We start from the raw sequence: 16,080 nt of genomic DNA, 5'->3' as shown, positions 1-16,080 counted from the left end.
GCTAGAGGCTTATAAACCGGCCAAGCCTCTGGCCATACGCAGCATGGCGCTGTAACCAGAGTCAAAAAAGCGCATTAAGAATGGTGTGATCTGTGGGACTACCACGGTTAACAACGATAATCCTACTAACAAGCTAATGGGGAAGCCCACAGCAAATACAGTAAGTTGCTGTGCTGTACGGTTCAAAATCCCAAATGCTAAGTTAATCGTCAGCAACACGATAATCAGAGGTAGGGCGAGTAGTAGCCCGCTGATCATGAGTTGGGCACTCCACTCTAAAAGCACCCCCCATCCGTTACTGTTCAGACTGCCTGGTTGTATGGGCAAGATCTCAAAGGTTCTAAACAGTACTTGCAGCATAATCAGGTGGCCGTTTAGGGCTAAAAAAACCAGCATGGCGACTAGGTTTAGAAAGCGCGATAGTACTGCGGTATTGGAGCCTGTGGCGGGGTCAAAAAATGAGGCAAAGGACAAGCCCATTTGCAGGCCGATGAACTCACCAGCGGTTTGCACAGCAGCAAACACAATACGCATGATTAAGCCTAATGCTACGCCTATTAAGATTTGCTGTATGCCTAGCAGCAAAGCGGGGTAGGAGCCTGTAGGCAGTGTTGGCATAGTCGGTAAGCTGGGCGCAATGACTATCGCCATGAGTGCGGCTAAGCCTATTTTTACTTTTTTGGGCACAGACGATTCACTAAACAGCGGTGCTGTGGCAACTAGCCCTAATAGCCTAAAGAAAGGCCATATGAAGCTATTGAGCCAAAGGTAAGCTTGTTCAGTAGTGAACTGGATCATGTAGAAGCGCTACTGCACCAAGCCTGGTATAGAGGAAAACAGGCTTTGTATGTAGTCCACTAAGGTACTGATTAGCCAAGGACCTAGCAGCACAATGGTAATGCCTACCGCTAGTAGCTTAGGAATGAATGACAGTGTCATTTCATTGATCTGTGTAGCGGCTTGGAAAATACTGATGGCCAAACCTACGGTTAGCGTGACTAACAACAGAGGGCCTGCGATGGTCAGTGCTATTTTCAGCGCCATGTAGGTCATGGTCATGACGGTTTCAGGAGTCATGCTCTTTACCTCAAATATAGAAGCTACGTGCTAGAGAGCCCAGCAGCAAGTTCCAACCGTCTGCTAGCACAAAAAGCATGAGCTTAAACGGTAGCGAGATGGTGACTGGCGGCACCATCATCATCCCTAGCGACATCAAGACACTGGCAATCACCAAGTCTATGATGAGAAAGGGGATGAAAATAGTGAAGCCTATTTGAAAAGCGGTTTTCAGTTCACTGGTGATAAATGCTGGCGCTAAGACACGCAACGGCACATCTGTAGGGGATTCCAGATTACTGACCCCGGCCATTTCGCTAAACAGTTTCAGGTCGGTTTCACGTGTTTGGTGCAGCATGAAGGTTTTCAGAGGCTGGCTACCGCGTTCTAAGGCTTCCGGAAAGGAAATCTCGGCGCGGGATAGCGGCGCATAGGCCTGCTCGTGTATTTGCTCGAACACTGGCCCCATCGTAAAGAAGGTCAGAAACAGCGCCAGGCCAATTAACACCATATTAGGTGGGGCGCTACCCGTACCCATGGCGTTACGCAGCAAGCCCAGCACAATCACAATACGTGTGAAGCCTGTCATCAATAACAGGATGGCTGGCAAGAATGACATCATGGTCAGTAAAGCCAAGGTTTCTAGGCTTAATGACCAGCGTTGCCCACCGTCGTCAGTGGGGGTAGTGGTAAAGGCGGGTAGGCTGGCTTGTGCCCAGACATCCAGCGGATACAGATACAGCAGCATAGCGATCAAAGCACAGCCCGACAGTAGCCAAAAACGGCGTAGGGGCAGGCGATCAGCCAGCTGATTAAGAGGTTGGATTCTGCTCATGTTGGTGTTGTTGCAGATGGTGTTGAAAACTCTCTGGTGTCGCAGCGGAGGATTCAAAACAGTGCAACAAATTGATCTGCTGAGGTGTGACACCCAACAATAGTTTTTGGCCTTCACTTTCTAGCAGTAGCACATGCATACGTGGCCCTACACCCTGTTTGTCTAGTATGGTAATCAAGGGTTTTTTACCAGTAGGGCGTAAGAGCTTGGTGCGTTTGGCCAGCCACCCGCCTACTACGATCAGTAGAATGACTGCAATCAGGCTTGCGCTGATTCGTAGTAGGTCGGCTTCGTTCATGGTGCTTATCTACGCGTATTCAGGCGTTGGATACGGTCGGAAGGGGTAATGATATCGGTTACGCGAATACCGTATTTTTCATCCACCACCACGACTTCGCCTTGGGCTATTAAGTAGCCATTCACGAAAATATCCATAGGCTCACCGGCTAGGCCATCTAGCTCTACAACGGAACCTTGCCCCAGTTGTAGGATGTTTTTGATGGTCAAGCGGGTGCGGCCCAGCTCTACAGACAATTGAACTGGGATATCCATGATCATGTCTATATCACTGTGGCTGCTACCGGCAGCACTGCTCAGTGGCGGGAAAATCGCGTTAGATTTAGGTGCACCGCTTTCTGGCTCTAGCGAAGTAGGGGCAGCAGCAGTTTGCTCCGCTAATGCGGAAGCCCAATCGTCATTCAGATTTTCCAGACCGGCCGCTTGGGTAGATGAGGATTTATCGTCATTCTGACCAGCCAGTTGTTCAGCCATGGCAGCATCCCAGTCTAGCTCGGTGTTGTCGTCAGAAGAAACAGGCTGTGTGGGGTTGTTATTCTGAGGTTCTGTCATGTAAGTTCACTTTTCGGAAATCAGGTTCTGTATAGGTCAGAACTTTTTGCACGCGCAGTGCCATATGCCCATTGGAGGTGCCATATTGGCATTCCATGATGGGTACGCCATCAACGTGTGCAAAGATGCGTTCGGGAATATCAATAGGGAGTACATCGCCCACTTGCAGCTGCATCAACGAGGAAATAGAAGTGTGGATTTTCTGGAAATCCGCGACCAGTTCCACATCGGCGCTACGTACTTGACGAGTCAGTTGTTGGGTCCAACGCTGATCAATCGCGCTGCTGCTAGTGTCTTGCAGAGGGCGTGTCAATAAATCACGTACCGGTTCAATCATGGAGTAAGGCAGGCAAATATTCAGATTGCCACCTTGTGCACCAAACTCGATGTTGAACGATGTCACGACCACCAAGTCGTTGCCTGAGCTAATGCTGGCGAACTTGGTGTGCATTTCTGAACGCACATATTCGTACTCAAGCTTGTAGACGTTTTCCCAAGCTTCACAATAGTTTTCCAGTGTGTGCGTGAGCAAACGTTGAATAATGCGTTGCTCGGTAACTGTGAAATCTCTACCTTCTACGCGAGTGCTGTAACGACCGTGACCGCCGAATAAGCTGTCAATGATCAGGAACACCAAGCTGGGGTCAAAGGTGAATAGCGAAATACCACGCAACGGCTTCAGGTTCACCATGTTCAGGTTACTGGGCACCGGCAAGTTACGCTCAAAGTCACTGTATTTTTGTACTTTGATGGTACCAACAGTAATGTCCGCATTACGGCGCATAAAGCTGAGCATAGTGCTGCGCAAACGACGTGCAAAACGTTCGTTAATCAGCTCAAGCGTTTGCATGCGATGCCGGATGACTCGCTCGGGTGAGGCTAAGTCATAAGGTCTTACACCGCTGGATGGCTGTTCTTTGCTGGTGTTCTCGGCACCTTCACCGGTGACACCCGCCAGCAGGGCATCGACTTCGTCTTGTGATAAAAAGCTTTGGTACGACATTTACTGGACCACAAAAGCGGTGAATAAAACGTTGGCGATGCGCGGTTTTACAGAACTAGGCTCGTAAGGTGCATTCAAAACCATCGTGAGTGCATTCACCAGCTCTTCTCTGCCTTGCGGTGTTTGCACATGGAAAGGATTCTGAGCTGATAGGGTTTTGAGTACGCGATCGCGAACCACTGGCATAAATTCACCTAACAACAAACGGGTCTCTTCGTCTTCTACACGTAGCGTCAAGGCGGTGTAAAGAATACGCGAGCGCTGACCGTCATTTAGCGTGACAGTGAAAGGCTCAAGCGAGGTGAAAATTGGTTTGGGCGCAACAGCAGGAGCCGCTGGTTTGGCTGCAGGCTTTTCTTCATCTTCTGTTGCTTGCTCGGTAGCGTTGGCGTTAGGTGCGGCAAAAAAAGTAATGCCTCCTTGTTGCCACGAGTAGTACAACGTTGCCCCTACGCTGGCTGCAATAATCAGCAAGACGATAAGCAAATTCTTTAGAAAGCGAGAAAACCCGGAACGCGCTGGGCGACGACGTGGTCGCTCAACGGGAGTAGTCGCAGATGAGGATGCGTTTTTGGAGCGAACTGTAGTAGAAGTAGCCATAGTAACAATGTCGCGCGAAATTCTGTGTCGCAGCAAAAAAAGCCCTAGGACATTGTGCCCCAGGCGGTCAATTCAAATGCAGTGGAATAAGGCAGGTATTGCCGTCTTAATCCACTCTTTATGGTGTGCTAAATAAAGACGTTGAATCAGGGATGCCTTACGCAAAAGTGTCAATCAAGGCATCCGGTATGGCTCGTCTAACAGGTGGAGCAATGGTCTCGGTATTGGCAGAGGATCGTCCGTGTAAGAGATCATCAAAGCTACTGGACGATGCAGCGTTGGAATCTGAGCCGTCACCTTGTTGTTGAGAGAGAAACGCTTGATCAGAGGGTTGGTCACTGACATCCGCCTGACCCAGAGACAATCCGTTTTGTGCCAAGGCTTGTTGCAACTGAGGCAGGGCTTGTTCAACTGCCTGACGTACATTGGCATGTGCTGACACAATGTAGGCATGGGCAACGTTGTCGCTGAGTTTTAAGCTAATACGCAGTGGGCCAAGCTCAGGTGGGTCCAGTCGCAATTCGGCGTGTTGTACTCCTTGTCTAGAGAAGCTCAGCATGGTTTTGCTGAATTCTTGCCCCCAGGTGGTGGAGTCTAACGGTTGATTCAAACTGGCTTGCAATACAGGTGATGTGCTAGGTGCCGCAGCGGTGGTAATAGACGATGCTGCACTGGTGATGGCTGTGGTGACCGCAGGAATATCTGCTGTTTGAGCTGCAGTGTCAACATGCGCAACAGGCTGTGTAGTTGCAGCAGCTGGCACGGTGGTTAACACCGCCTTGATGTTGTCAGTATTGCTTGGATTCTTGTTGTTAGTTTGTGCAGTACTGAGCAATGTCGCGGTAGTGTCTGTTTTGCTTGTGGCAGGTTTGACCACTTCAGTCATGGTTGCAGCATCAGTTTCAGTCGATGTATCAGCACTGCGAGCAGCAGGTAGCGTAGCTGCAATGGCTGTTGCCTGTTGAGGGATACGTATATCAGCAACCCGTTTTTCTGTTGCTTGAGCCGTTGTTTGTAGACGTGCTTCCGTACCTTGTAGCAGTTTTTCTGTAAGCAGATTGCGAGGCTCAGATGTGTTGTGCTCTGCGCCTTCAGTGGCTACAGGTTGCTGACGTAAGCCTTGTTGTATGCTGGCAGACTCTGCTGCAATGAATAGCGTAGTAGCAATTAGATTTAAGGCGGAGTCAGTGTCGTCATCGGACTGTGATGATGGCTCAGACGATGAGTCATTTTTTTGTTTGTTAGAAGGTAGCTGACCGGGTGTGGCTAGTACGGAATCCGTTGCCGCTTCGCTGCCGTCAGCCACGTCGCTCTGCGAGGCCAATACCGAAGCAAAACTCTCTGTTTCGGTGCTGGATTGTGCAGCGGAAGTGGAGGGCGCACTGGCTGGAACGGAAGTAACCAGAGTAAGAGCCTGTGTAGTCATAACTGCCTCGGACTAATTGGTAGGGTGTAAACGCTGGAATAAAGCTGCTGAAAACTCATCGTTTAGGCGTTGTTCTTGGCGCGCTTGTGTGCGCTGCCATTCGGCCTGACGACGGGCATGCAAAGTTTCATAAGCATGTAGGCGTTTCTTTTCTTCTAGCCACAGTGCTTGCTCTTTGCTGATTTTTTCTGACAACTGACCCAATATAGTATTTTGCTGCTGAATGGCTTCATCCAAAGTGCCGATGAAGCGCTGAAAATTCATGTAGTTCGACATGGCAACGCCATTTTGGCCTGCCTCTAGCAAACGCTGGGCATAGTCTTGTCGGTACTCATGCAGCATAGTGAGCTGCTGTTGCGCGGCATTATGGCTTTGATTCAGGGCTGCCAAGCGTTGAGCGATTTCGTCACGACGATGTTCGCCAAGCTCAATCAACATCGCTAGAGAGTGCTGCGGTTTCATAGGCTATTGCTCCCAGAGTTCAGGACAGTACGTAGCAGCGCAACGGAGTCGTTGTAATCCACTTGCTCATTGACGTCCTGTTTAAGAAAACTCTCCAACCAAGGGAAGCGATCTATGGCTTCATCAATGGCTGGGTCATTACCTTTGGTGTAAGCACCTACTGCAATCAGGTCATGATTGCGTTGATAGCGAGAAATCAGCCCTTTGAAACGGTGCACGCACTGTATTTGTTCAGGAGGCACCACGGCCGACATTACGCGTGAAATGGAGGCTTCAATATCTATAGCAGGATAGTGGCCGGTTTCGGCTAGGCTTCTGGACAGCACAATGTGGCCGTCTAAAATGGCACGAGCTGAGTCGGCAATAGGGTCTTGTTGGTCATCGCCTTCAGTCAGAACGGTGTAGAAGGCAGTGATAGAGCCAGCTTTACCTTGTTGGTTTACCGCACCATTACCGGCGCGTTCTACCAGTGCGGGTAGCTTGGCGAAAACGGATGGTGGATAGCCTTTGGTGGCCGGTGGCTCGCCGACGGCCAAGGCAATTTCCCGCTGTGCCATGGCGTAACGGGTCAGGGAATCCATGATCAGCAAAACGTGTTTACCTTGATCACGGAAGTGCTCTGCAATACGTGTGGCGTACACCGCACCCTGTAAACGCAACAAGGGGGAAACATCTGCTGGTGCAGCCACGACTGCGGCACGCTTCAGGCCTTCAGGCCCTAAGTTGTGCTCGATAAACTCTTTAACTTCTCTACCACGCTCACCAATCAAACCCACCACAATAATATCGGCTTGGGTATAGCGGGCCATCATGCCTAACAGCACACTTTTACCTACCCCTGAGCCAGCAAAAAGCCCCATGCGTTGGCCTCTGCCTACGGTCAGTAAGGCGTTGATGGCTTTGACGCCCACGTCTAGCACCGTATCAATGGGGGCTCTCGCTAAGGGGTTAATGAGCTCGCTGTGCAGGCTCGCAGTTTTAGCGGTAGACGGTTCTGAGAAACCATCTAATGCTCTACCGGACGCGTCCAGCACGCGCCCTAATAAATGATCGCCCACCGGTAGATGGTGGGTGATGGCGGGTGGTGGTGGAGGCGTGGCTTGCCCATCTTTGGGTAGGGAAATGGGAGCATCATAGCTAGCCTCTAAAGGCAGCACGCGAGCACCGGGTGTTAGCCCGGCGGTATCGCCTTGAGGCATCAAAAACAGTTTGCCGTTTTCAAACCCAACTACTTCAGCATCGGCCCATAATCCTTGGGCTGAAGACAGCTCAATACGACATGCCGATCCTACAGGTAAGCGCAGCCCCGTTGCTTCAATAACCAATCCGGTCGCGCGTACCACACGGCCGCTATACAACAGTGGATCGGTAGACTCTACGCGCAAGACTGCATTTTGCAGTTGAGCTTGCCAGCGAGAAGGAAGGGGGGCTGGCAGCGTGCTCATGATAGTTCCAGTGCGCTCGCTTCAGGTGCTGCAAGATTGAGAGTGTGTATTGCTCTGTGCCAGCGCGTTTCTAATGTGGCATCTATATCGCCTAGCGCTGTGCGTACACGGCAACCGCCAGCGCTGATGCTGTCATCTTCCACTACGCGCCAGGAAGGCAAGTGCTCTTGTCGTTGCAGGTAATCGTGTACCAAGGTGTGATCACTTGGGCTCACATAGAGTGTGATGCCGCTTTGGTCATCCATGTTGGACTCTAACAGCGTACGTATAAGGTGCAGGAGCTGTTCTGGTTGTGATGCCAGAGTTTGTTGAACCACATGACTGGCGATGCGCACAGCAGTATTAAGTAGCGCTTCGCCCATTTCACCATACAGGTTTTCTAGATGGTTTTGGGTGCCACTTAATAGTGTGCTTAATTGCTCAGCTTGTTGCTGCGCCAGATGTTGGCCTTCAGCAAAGCCTTGCTCTTTACCTTGGGCTAGGCCTTCTTCGTGACCTTTGCGTTTGCCCTCTACTAACCCCTCAGCAACCCCTTGTTCGTGGCCTTTTGCATAACCTTCTTGGTAGCCTTCGGCATGGCCGCGTTGAACAGCAGCTTGGCGCAACTGTTCAATTTCGGCCATGAGTTGTGCCACATCCGGCATGGCAGGTTTGGCCGTGTCATCGCGTTTACGCTGTTTGCCTGCCACTTCTGGCAGTTCAAACGCCTGCATTTCCCAGCGTTGCCAATGACCGTAAGGGGAGGAGGGGGCGTGATCAGACATACTCGTCGCTTCCTAAGCCACCCAAGGTAATTTGACCGCTTTCGGCCAAACGACGGGCCACTTCCACAATGGCTTTTTGCTCTTGCTCCACCTTGGACATACGTACAGGGCCTTGCGCATCCAGATCTTCGCGCAGCATATCGGCGGCACGGTTGGACATGTTCTTGAAGAATTTGTCGCGCAGCTCGTCCGTTGCGCCTTTTAGCGCAATGGTCAGGGATGCAGTTTCTGTTTCTTTGAGGATGAGCTGGATGGCCGTATCTTCAATGTCTGCCAAGTTATCGAAGACAAACATTTCTTCCACGATACGGTCGGTCAGGTCATTATCAATACCACGCAAACTCTTGATCACAGACTCTTCGTCGCTGGCGCTCAAGTAGTTCAGAATCTCTGCTGCAGTACGAGTACCACCCATTTTGCTGCGTTTGGCGCCTTGACCAGACAGCATGCCGTTTAGCACTTCGGTTAACTCGTGCAAGGCATTAGGCTGTACACCACCAAAGGTAGCGACACGTAGAATGACGTCATCACGCAAACGCTCAGGCAGTTCTGTCAGAATGTCGGCGGCGCGATCACGCTCCAAGTGCACCAAAATGGTGGCAATGATCTGGGGGTGTTCGTCGCTAATTAGTTCGGCAACACTGTGTGCATCTAGCCAGTTCAGTGCATCTATCCCGCTACTAACGCCGTCACCAGCTTCCAGAATATCTTCGATCAAGCCTGCGGCTCTATCTGTACCTAACGCTTTATTGAGTACCGAACGAATGTACTCGTTGGAGTCCAGTGTGACGGCCATGAACTGATCGGCTTCCTGTCTGAACTCTTCCAAAATAGCGTCCATGTCGGCACGAGTCAGTTGCTTCAGGCTAGCCATGGCTGAACCCAGCTCTTGAACCTCTTTTGGGTTCAAGAACTTGAACACTTCTGCGGCGGCATCTTCGCCTATGGCCATCATGAGGATGGCACTTTCTCTCAGTTTATTATCCGCGCTTTTCATCTTTATTTTCTTTGCTCATCCAACTGCGCAATACCATGGCTACGGCTCGTGGGTCTTGCTCAGCCATAGAACGTGCGGTGCTCAGGTTGTCTTCATAACGATTGATCTCAGTAGCTCGGTCTTGGGCTAATTGCTGGCGCTCCAAGTCTTGCTCTTGTTCAGCACGACGGGCATCTGCTTGCGCAGAGGCTTGGATAAACCCTTGGATGATTGGGTTGACCACAATGCGCCAAAACACGAAGAACAGTACCGCTAACAACAGATATTTAATGAGGGACATGCCTAGCTCTAGATAGTCGTTGTTTTTCCAGAAAGGAACGGAGGTATCGGGTACATCACTGAAACGGCTGTTTACTACGCTGATGCTGTCGCCTCGGTCTACGGAAAAGCCCACCGCTTGCTTAACGAGCTCACGAATGTTTTCCAATTCGTTTTCGTCCAAAGCGACTAATTCGCCTTGGTCTAAGCGGTAGTTCACCACTACAGCCACGGACAAACGTTTCAACTGGCCATTAGGGCCTTTGATGTGGCTGATCGTGCGGTCTACTTCGTAGTTGGTAGTGACATCACGACGGGCATTACCAGTAGCGGAGACTTCCCTGGCTTGCTCGTTCAGGTTACGCAAGCTGTTTTGTTGAGGGTCTTGCTGAGTAGCGGTGGCCGTTGTATTGGCATCGGCTGGGGCTTCAGGCGTAATAATCGGGGCGACAGGATCAACTGGGGGTTGATTGCTGAGTGCGCCCGGTACACCTTCGGCAGGCAGGCTATTGTTGTTGATGGATGTGCTGCTTTGCTCACTGCGTACAGCGGCTTCACCAGGGCGTTGGTTGGGTCGGTAAATTTCCGATGTTTCTTCACGCTTGGCAAAATCCATGTCGGCACTGACTTGGGCGCGTACATTGCCCGGACCAAGAATGGGATTTAACAGCGTCAAAATACGTTGTACAGAACGGTGCTCAATATCGTTAACCAGATTCTGCTGTTGGCTATTCATGCCGCCTTCGCCGGCAGGCATAGTCAGCAATCTACCGTTCTGGTCTACCACGGACACGTTCTGAGCGTTTAGGTTTGGTACGCTAGACGATACCAACCATGTAATAGCAGATACTTGATCTTCGCCCAAACTACGGCCGGGGTACAGGCTTAACAGTACCGAGGCAGTGGGCTCTTGGCGATCACGCACAAACAGCGTTTCACGAGGAATTGCCAAATGCACACGCGCTTCCTGTACAGCGTGCAGTGCTTGAATGGAGTTAGCGAGTTCGCCCTCAAGTGCGCGTTGGTACGTCACTTGCTCGGTAAATTGACTGGCACCAAAACGAGATTGATCCAGCAATTCAAAACCAACGTTTCCTGCTTTGGGTAAACCTTGGCTTGCCAGTTGCATGCGGGCTTCAGGCACTTGCGCCTGAGGCACCAGAATGGCTGTGCCATTATCCGAGAACTGGTAAGGGATATTGAGTTGCGTCAGTGCGTTCACAATGGCACCGCCATCGCGATCATCTAAGTTGGAAAACAACACACTGTAGTCGGGTTTGCGGGCCCACATGGCTGCGACAGCAACCAGAGCAATCACGGCAGCAGCAATACCCAACTGCAGAGGTCGGGGAAGGGCCATGATTTTAGAAAAACCGGGAACGCGCGAAAAAATCTGCACTGCCTGATTCACGACAGATTACCTCATCTTAATGCATCGCGATGTCGCGACAGGACTGTGCGGGAGTAGTGGATACGGCCATGTAAAAACATGAAAACGAGAGTGACTTTAATAAATGCAAAGCTAAAAGCCTGGGCTTATACCGGCATGCTGGCGATCTCTTGGTAAGCCGCTACTAAGCGGTTACGCACTTGAACAGTAGTTTGGAAAGCAACGCTAGCGGTTTGCATATCAATCATTACGTCGTTTAGAGCAATGCCTGGTACACCGGCCTCAAACGCTTTGGCTTGATCTTGAGCTTGAGTTTGCATGGCTGACAGGCGTTGCAGAGAACGTGACAGTTCGGCTGCAAAACCGGATTCGGTAGAGCTGGCCTGACGGGCGCTGGCAGGGCGATTGCCTGCAACGTCGCTAAGGGCCTGCATTTTTGCCAAGACAGACTCTAGGCTGGAAAGCATGGAGGTAGACATTTAAAACTCGTCCAAAGTGGTGCACGGAACCCATTGTCATAATGAGTCGATTACACAGCCTACTGTACCTGTGTACGCACTAAGGCAAGCGGTGTATCTACCGCCAAAAAAGTGGGCTTTTCAAGCCTTATGGTTTTTTTCAGATGAGGTGAGGGGCTGAGTATCTAGATTTTCAATGCTGTATACCCATGCCAGTAGTTCAGCCACAACTTGATAAAGCTGGGGAGGAATATGGGCATCCAGATCAACTTGCATCAGCAAACTCACCAGTTCACGCGACTCATGTATATGTAGTCCGTTGGCTTCAGCTGTTTGGATAATAGTTTCAGCAATGTTGCCGTAGCCCTTTGCAACAACCTTGGGGGCGGGGTCGTGTGCATCGTAGCGCAATGCGACAGCGCTAGGGCGTAACGGTGGCGAGAAAATTTTATCCGTCATGATGCGTCAGAGTCTGGTGGCGATAAGGGGGTATCTTGCAGGCTTAGTGTGTGCAAATTGAAGCCTAATGCAGAAAGCCTATCTTGTAGGGCAGGTAAATGCGCATTCAAGGAGTCATGGCCATCAGGAGCGGTGATGCGTAGGGATAGCTGTTTATCTACTAAGGTCAGCGCCACTTCTACAGTGCCTAGTAAGGGGAGCTGCATGCGTAAATGGCTATCCCATTGTTGGCTACTGACGGTGCGTTTGTGATTGGCGGAGCCTTCGTGCTGTTGCTTGCGTTGAATGAGCCAGTCCAGTGGCACATTTTGCCAAGCTTCACCGCGCCATTGAAATTGTTGATTAGCGAGTACTTCAAGTTGCTGTCGTATGAGCAACGAATGCGGGGAGTCGCTGCCATCTGTGGCAGAGAGTGCAGCAGTGGTGTGGGCGGTAGGGGTAGCGCTGCTCTCGGGCTTGGCATGCTGCGTACCTTGCGATGAGTTCGGTGCGGTATTGTTTGTCTGCTGATTTTGTGGCTGCTGCGTTAAGGTTTGCAGCGACCCTTGGCCGAAGGCAAAACGAGCAAGCTGCGCTTCATAGAACATGCCACTGTGCTGTACGGTTTGCTGTAGGCCTTTCATGAGGTTTTGTGCTAATGCCGTGGTGTCCAGCTGTTGCAACAGGCTTGTAGAGACTACCGCTGGACGCATGAGTTGCGCAGTAGAGGTTGATTGTTCTGCAACTGGCGATGAGGGCGTTGGTTGCTGAGCTTGCGGTGAGCCTAGCGTGTGTGAGCGTGCTTGCGCTAACGCTGTCTGTAGTAGTGTGCGTAGGTCGCCATTGTTCGCCAGTGGTTGCCTACCTTGTAGCCCTTGCTTGATCTCTGGATAACGATCAATGATTTGCAAAATGGTTTGCGCCGCCTTACCTAGCGTGGTGGGGGCAGACTTGGTTGCCGAGGTACTGGTTTGTCGCAGCAGCGATTCTATGGCTGCTTGTCTATTTAGACCTACATCTTGCCCAAGCTGCTGTTGTTTGCCCTGCTGTGCATGGCGGGTAGCCTGTTCCACGCTTTGCTGTGGATGGCGCGAGGTGGTGTTTTCACTGCGCTGATTGCGCTCGGGGTGCTGTGGTTGGCTTACGGCATCCGGTCTGGCACCCGAACTGATGTTGCTTTGTTGGCCAAGGGTATTACCCAGTGCCGCATCTAGACGCTGTATAAGTAGAGTGCCTAGAGGGGAGTGACCACCTATGCTCATAGATGACTAGCGGTATTGGGGTAGTACGTTTGCAGAATATTCTGTTGGCGTCTCATGTTGCCCAGTAGCTTGTCCAAGCGTTTCAACTCGGGTGTGGCAAGGTGGCGAATCTGGGCGTCATCTTCCAGTATGCGTGAAAGCAGTTCGCGTCTGGCTTCGCGGTCGCTGCTATTTAACGTATCCATGGTGCGTAAACAATCTACCGCTTCAATGTAGCGTTCGCTGAGTGTAAACACCTCATCCCAAGCATTAAGCTGTGCTTGTTGCAGCATGCTGCTGGTGATGTTTGCAATAGTCTCGTACTGTTGCAGGAGGGTGGGGTTGTTTGTGCTCATGATGGTGGTGCTCGGTGTAGAGATGCCAGTCAAAAGAGGGGTAGCCTCTTTAGGCGCGTTGTGGGTCAACGGCGGTAACCCAAGCCTGACCAAGTTCTTCTAGAAGTTTGTCGGCGATATCTAGTTTTGTGCGGTCTGCATCCATGTTTGCGCGTAGCAAGTTGTGCAGAACGATGTCGTAGGCAGTGATCAGGTTTTGCGCAACCTCACCGCCCTTGTCGGTGTTGACAGCTGCTTTTAAGCCGCTGTCAACGATATCAATAGCTTTAGATATAGCCTTGCCACGCTCGGCTATATTGTTTTTCTCAAAATGCAGTTTGGCTTGAAGTATGGCGGCTCGTGCCCCCTGAAACAATAAAGTGATCAGGCGTTCCGGGGAGGCGCTAAGAACTTCTGTTTCTAGGCCTATGTTGGCATAGGTCTGTACCGATCGTTGGCCGTAGCCGCGTCTAGTGGGGGCGTAAGTCATAACTATTTTTTGTCGCTCATGTTGCCAAGCATGGAAAGTTGTTGGCTTAGGTAGTTGCTGATACCACCCATATCACTCATCATTTTGTCTAAGCTCGAGAATTGCTTTCTGTAAGCTTCCATGGTGGTTTCAATGCGAGTTTCAGCAGCAAGCATTTGCTTATCAATATCTTTGATGTTTTTGGTAATGCTGTCGCTAGTCAGCGCCAATAAGCCATCTTTTTTCTTCAGGTAGGTTTCGGTGTTGTCTACTAAGCGCTGACCTATAGCTTTTTCACCAGTGAAAAGCTTAGCTACATCGCTGTAGTTTTCTTTAATTGCTTCGTCTAGTTTTTTCTGATCTAGCTCCATCACGCCAGTGCTGGGGTTGATCTTGATGCCTAGCTGAGACAGGTTGCGTACGTCACCATTGCTTAAGTTGTGGCTGATGGCTTCGCGCATATCTGCTTGCATTCGACGTGGCAGAGCTTCGCCGGTAAGGGCGCTACCTTGCTGTTTGTCTATGTCGAATTTGGTCTGTGCAGCGATGGTGCTGTTCAGATTGTTGTAGGCCGTCACAAACTCTTGGATCAGCTTGCTGGTGGCGGCGTCATCACGCGTAACGGCTACTCTGGAAGGTTTACCGTTTTCGCTGGCAGAGGTGGTTTGGTTTAGTGTAAGCGTAACGCCTTCAATCGCGTTTTCAACAGTGTTGCTTTGGCTAGTAATCGTAATGCCATCAATACTGAGTTCAGCATTTTGGGCAGCTCGAACAGTGAAGGAGTTAGTGTTGTTAGCGTCAAAGCCTAGAAAATCGTTTAGTTGATCGTTGTCTTTGACTTCGATTTTGCTAACAGAGTTCGCTGTACCTGTTTTGCTGGAGCTGATAACAAGGTGAGACTTACCGCCGTCATCGTTAATTAGGGTGGCACGTATGCCTAGTTTTGGATCGCTATTAATGGCTTGAACCATGCCTTCCATGGTATTTTCGAAACCATCAAGATCTACTTCGTGCGTATCACCGTTTTCCATGGTGACGCTGATTTTCCCACCTTCTTGATCGCTCAGAACTTTAGTGCGATCTTCGGTTTTAGTCAGACGTTGTGCCGTGGCAAGGTGTTTAACTTCTACATCATAGGAGCCCGCAATAGATTTGTTATTGGCGGTGACTTGTATGGCCTCGTTGGAGCTAGTGGCTTTGTAAGCACTGAACACAGCGGGGTCAGCCAGCTTCTTGCCTATGCCCTGTAGCGCATCTAGCGAGCTTTTGAGTTGGCTGTAGCCAGACAAACGCGCTTCAGCCGCTGATTTGCGGTCTTGAATAAGCGCCAGCGACATGTTTTCTACCTTGCGCAGGTCAGCCAGAATTTTGTCTACAGGTAGGCCTGAGCCTACACCAACGGATGAAATTGCCATGAATCGAGCTCCTTGTTCTGTATTGTGCCTGAGTCAGTCTGCTTACAAAGCGACTGTTAGCGTGCCTAAAGTTCCTTAGATCAATGGTTTCGCTACCATTTATGCCTTAGTGCTGATGCCTTTACCTTGGAATTGAGCAATCATTTTGGCGACTGCCATGACGGCCTCAGAGGGGACCGTGCGAATCACTTCGCCACTGTCGTTGTCCACGATAGAGAGCACGATGCGTTGTGTGTCAGGGTCTATGTCAAAGCGCAAGCCCGTAGACCATGCCTGCATATCTTGATTCAGCGTTTCTAGCGCTTTATCTAACGTGCTTTTTTCCCACTCAGACTCATAAGCTGTATGTTTGCCAAAAGGAGTGGGATGCTTATCGGCGGTGGACTTCTCTGTGGCCGCTGATTCAGTCACGGTTATCGCCGCATCAACCTCAGTAACGGCATCCGATTCCAGATTTTGCTGGGCGGAAGTTAACGCCGTGGAAGAAAGCGATAAGGAGTGTCCTGTAGGGTTGATCATGCGATGTCTCCGATCCGGGACGGTTAGCACAGGGCAAGCATGAAGGCTGCCAGTAAGGGTATAAGGAATCTATAAGGCTTAACGGATCGTAAAGAAGAATCTTTAGTAGCCTTTAAAGGG

20 protein-coding genes are annotated in these 16,080 nt (G+C 50.6%); all 20 read right to left on the bottom strand.

Going from position 1 to position 16,080, the window contains the following annotated elements:
- Positions 1-9: 9 nt before the first annotated feature.
- A complete protein-coding gene (gene fliR, locus ACLO87_RS10685; protein WP_135866319.1) occupies positions 10-798 on the bottom strand; it encodes a flagellar biosynthetic protein FliR in 789 nt (262 codons plus the stop codon).
- A 9-nt stretch (positions 799-807) separates the two neighbouring features.
- Positions 808-1,077, bottom strand: coding sequence for a flagellar biosynthesis protein FliQ (gene fliQ, locus ACLO87_RS10680; protein ID WP_135866321.1), 270 nt, complete (start codon positions 1,075-1,077; stop codon positions 808-810).
- A 10-nt stretch (positions 1,078-1,087) separates the two neighbouring features.
- A complete protein-coding gene (fliP, locus tag ACLO87_RS10675; RefSeq protein WP_430223653.1) occupies positions 1,088-1,891 on the bottom strand; it encodes a flagellar type III secretion system pore protein FliP in 804 nt (267 codons plus the stop codon).
- On the bottom strand, positions 1,869-2,189 hold the full coding sequence (locus ACLO87_RS10670) for a FliO/MopB family protein (protein WP_430223652.1): 321 nt from the start codon (positions 2,187-2,189) through the stop codon (positions 1,869-1,871). The genes fliP and ACLO87_RS10670 overlap by 23 nt, the downstream gene beginning before the upstream one ends.
- A gap of 5 nt (positions 2,190-2,194) precedes the next feature.
- The gene (fliN, locus tag ACLO87_RS10665) at positions 2,195-2,740 is read right to left on the bottom strand and encodes a flagellar motor switch protein FliN (RefSeq protein ID WP_430223651.1); all 546 of its coding nucleotides are present in this window, start codon (positions 2,738-2,740) and stop codon (positions 2,195-2,197) included.
- Positions 2,721-3,743, bottom strand: a complete 1,023-nt coding sequence (gene fliM, locus ACLO87_RS10660; protein ID WP_430223650.1) for a flagellar motor switch protein FliM — start codon at positions 3,741-3,743, stop codon at positions 2,721-2,723. Before fliM ends, fliN begins: the two co-directional genes overlap by 20 nt.
- On the bottom strand, positions 3,744-4,343 hold the full coding sequence (locus ACLO87_RS10655) for a flagellar basal body-associated FliL family protein (RefSeq protein WP_430223649.1): 600 nt from the start codon (positions 4,341-4,343) through the stop codon (positions 3,744-3,746). It abuts the gene before it with no gap.
- A gap of 157 nt (positions 4,344-4,500) precedes the next feature.
- A complete protein-coding gene (locus tag ACLO87_RS10650; protein ID WP_430223648.1) occupies positions 4,501-5,769 on the bottom strand; it encodes a flagellar hook-length control protein FliK in 1,269 nt (422 codons plus the stop codon).
- A gap of 12 nt (positions 5,770-5,781) precedes the next feature.
- On the bottom strand, positions 5,782-6,231 hold the full coding sequence (gene fliJ / locus ACLO87_RS10645) for a flagellar export protein FliJ (RefSeq protein WP_430223647.1): 450 nt from the start codon (positions 6,229-6,231) through the stop codon (positions 5,782-5,784).
- The gene (gene fliI, locus ACLO87_RS10640) at positions 6,228-7,676 is read right to left on the bottom strand and encodes a flagellar protein export ATPase FliI (protein WP_430223646.1); all 1,449 of its coding nucleotides are present in this window, start codon (positions 7,674-7,676) and stop codon (positions 6,228-6,230) included. The genes fliJ and fliI overlap by 4 nt, the downstream gene beginning before the upstream one ends.
- Entirely contained in the window at positions 7,673-8,440 is a 768-nt protein-coding gene (gene fliH, locus ACLO87_RS10635; RefSeq protein WP_430223645.1) for a flagellar assembly protein FliH, read from the bottom strand. Before fliH ends, fliI begins: the two co-directional genes overlap by 4 nt.
- The gene (gene fliG, locus ACLO87_RS10630) at positions 8,433-9,437 is read right to left on the bottom strand and encodes a flagellar motor switch protein FliG (RefSeq protein WP_135865348.1); all 1,005 of its coding nucleotides are present in this window, start codon (positions 9,435-9,437) and stop codon (positions 8,433-8,435) included. The genes fliH and fliG overlap by 8 nt, the downstream gene beginning before the upstream one ends.
- Entirely contained in the window at positions 9,421-11,106 is a 1,686-nt protein-coding gene (fliF, locus tag ACLO87_RS10625) for a flagellar basal-body MS-ring/collar protein FliF (protein WP_135865349.1), read from the bottom strand. The genes fliG and fliF overlap by 17 nt, the downstream gene beginning before the upstream one ends.
- A 125-nt stretch (positions 11,107-11,231) precedes the next feature.
- Positions 11,232-11,564 carry a flagellar hook-basal body complex protein FliE gene (fliE, locus tag ACLO87_RS10620; protein ID WP_135865350.1) on the bottom strand — a complete coding sequence of 111 codons (333 nt, stop codon included), beginning with the start codon at positions 11,562-11,564 and terminating at the stop codon, positions 11,232-11,234.
- A gap of 120 nt (positions 11,565-11,684) precedes the next feature.
- Positions 11,685-12,002, bottom strand: coding sequence for an EscU/YscU/HrcU family type III secretion system export apparatus switch protein (locus ACLO87_RS10615; protein ID WP_135865351.1), 318 nt, complete (start codon positions 12,000-12,002; stop codon positions 11,685-11,687).
- Entirely contained in the window at positions 11,999-13,243 is a 1,245-nt protein-coding gene (gene fliK / locus ACLO87_RS10610) for a flagellar hook-length control protein FliK (RefSeq protein ID WP_430223644.1), read from the bottom strand. The genes ACLO87_RS10615 and fliK overlap by 4 nt, the downstream gene beginning before the upstream one ends.
- Positions 13,240-13,578: a flagellar protein FliT gene (locus tag ACLO87_RS10605; RefSeq protein ID WP_430223643.1), complete on the bottom strand. Its 339-nt coding sequence runs from the start codon at positions 13,576-13,578 to the stop codon at positions 13,240-13,242. Before ACLO87_RS10605 ends, fliK begins: the two co-directional genes overlap by 4 nt.
- 49 nt (positions 13,579-13,627) lie before the next feature.
- Positions 13,628-14,047 carry a flagellar export chaperone FliS gene (gene fliS, locus ACLO87_RS10600; RefSeq protein ID WP_135866986.1) on the bottom strand — a complete coding sequence of 140 codons (420 nt, stop codon included), beginning with the start codon at positions 14,045-14,047 and terminating at the stop codon, positions 13,628-13,630.
- A 2-nt stretch (positions 14,048-14,049) separates the two neighbouring features.
- The gene (gene fliD, locus ACLO87_RS10595) at positions 14,050-15,441 is read right to left on the bottom strand and encodes a flagellar filament capping protein FliD (RefSeq protein ID WP_430223642.1); all 1,392 of its coding nucleotides are present in this window, start codon (positions 15,439-15,441) and stop codon (positions 14,050-14,052) included.
- Positions 15,442-15,540: 99 nt separating this feature from the next.
- The gene (locus ACLO87_RS10590; protein ID WP_135863799.1) at positions 15,541-15,960 is read right to left on the bottom strand and encodes a flagellar protein FlaG; all 420 of its coding nucleotides are present in this window, start codon (positions 15,958-15,960) and stop codon (positions 15,541-15,543) included.
- Positions 15,961-16,080 lie beyond the last annotated feature (120 nt).

This window comes from Paenalcaligenes sp. Me52 (genome assembly GCF_050487965.1).
Taxonomy (GTDB): Bacteria; Pseudomonadota; Gammaproteobacteria; order Burkholderiales; family Burkholderiaceae_B; genus Paenalcaligenes.
The sequence above is the reverse complement of the archived record's forward strand: the minus strand, read 5'-3'. Positions and strand labels throughout refer to the sequence as shown.

Excerpts from the sequence above, each read along its gene's own strand:
- fliJ (WP_430223647.1), bottom strand. The coding sequence starts at position 6,231 with ATGAAACCGCAGCACTCTCTAGCGATGTTGATTGAGCTTGGCGAACAT.
- ACLO87_RS10615 (WP_135865351.1), bottom strand. The coding sequence starts at position 12,002 with ATGACGGATAAAATTTTCTCGCCACCGTTACGCCCTAGCGCTGTCGCA.
- fliP (WP_430223653.1), bottom strand. The coding sequence starts at position 1,891 with ATGAGCAGAATCCAACCTCTTAATCAGCTGGCTGATCGCCTGCCCCTA.
- fliH (WP_430223645.1), bottom strand. The coding sequence starts at position 8,440 with ATGTCTGATCACGCCCCCTCCTCCCCTTACGGTCATTGGCAACGCTGG.
- ACLO87_RS10650 (WP_430223648.1), bottom strand. The coding sequence starts at position 5,769 with ATGACTACACAGGCTCTTACTCTGGTTACTTCCGTTCCAGCCAGTGCG.
- ACLO87_RS10655 (WP_430223649.1), bottom strand. The coding sequence starts at position 4,343 with ATGGCTACTTCTACTACAGTTCGCTCCAAAAACGCATCCTCATCTGCG.
- fliE (WP_135865350.1), bottom strand. The coding sequence starts at position 11,564 with ATGTCTACCTCCATGCTTTCCAGCCTAGAGTCTGTCTTGGCAAAAATG.
- fliQ (WP_135866321.1), bottom strand. The coding sequence starts at position 1,077 with ATGACTCCTGAAACCGTCATGACCATGACCTACATGGCGCTGAAAATA.
- fliR (WP_135866319.1), bottom strand. The coding sequence starts at position 798 with ATGATCCAGTTCACTACTGAACAAGCTTACCTTTGGCTCAATAGCTTC.
- fliS (WP_135866986.1), bottom strand. The coding sequence starts at position 14,047 with ATGACTTACGCCCCCACTAGACGCGGCTACGGCCAACGATCGGTACAG.
- ACLO87_RS10670 (WP_430223652.1), bottom strand. The coding sequence starts at position 2,189 with ATGAACGAAGCCGACCTACTACGAATCAGCGCAAGCCTGATTGCAGTC.
- fliG (WP_135865348.1), bottom strand. The coding sequence starts at position 9,437 with ATGAAAAGCGCGGATAATAAACTGAGAGAAAGTGCCATCCTCATGATG.
- fliN (WP_430223651.1), bottom strand. The coding sequence starts at position 2,740 with ATGACAGAACCTCAGAATAACAACCCCACACAGCCTGTTTCTTCTGAC.
- fliK (WP_430223644.1), bottom strand. The coding sequence starts at position 13,243 with ATGAGCATAGGTGGTCACTCCCCTCTAGGCACTCTACTTATACAGCGT.
- fliI (WP_430223646.1), bottom strand. The coding sequence starts at position 7,676 with ATGAGCACGCTGCCAGCCCCCCTTCCTTCTCGCTGGCAAGCTCAACTG.
- ACLO87_RS10590 (WP_135863799.1), bottom strand. The coding sequence starts at position 15,960 with ATGATCAACCCTACAGGACACTCCTTATCGCTTTCTTCCACGGCGTTA.
- fliM (WP_430223650.1), bottom strand. The coding sequence starts at position 3,743 with ATGTCGTACCAAAGCTTTTTATCACAAGACGAAGTCGATGCCCTGCTG.
- ACLO87_RS10605 (WP_430223643.1), bottom strand. The coding sequence starts at position 13,578 with ATGAGCACAAACAACCCCACCCTCCTGCAACAGTACGAGACTATTGCA.
- fliD (WP_430223642.1), bottom strand. The coding sequence starts at position 15,441 with ATGGCAATTTCATCCGTTGGTGTAGGCTCAGGCCTACCTGTAGACAAA.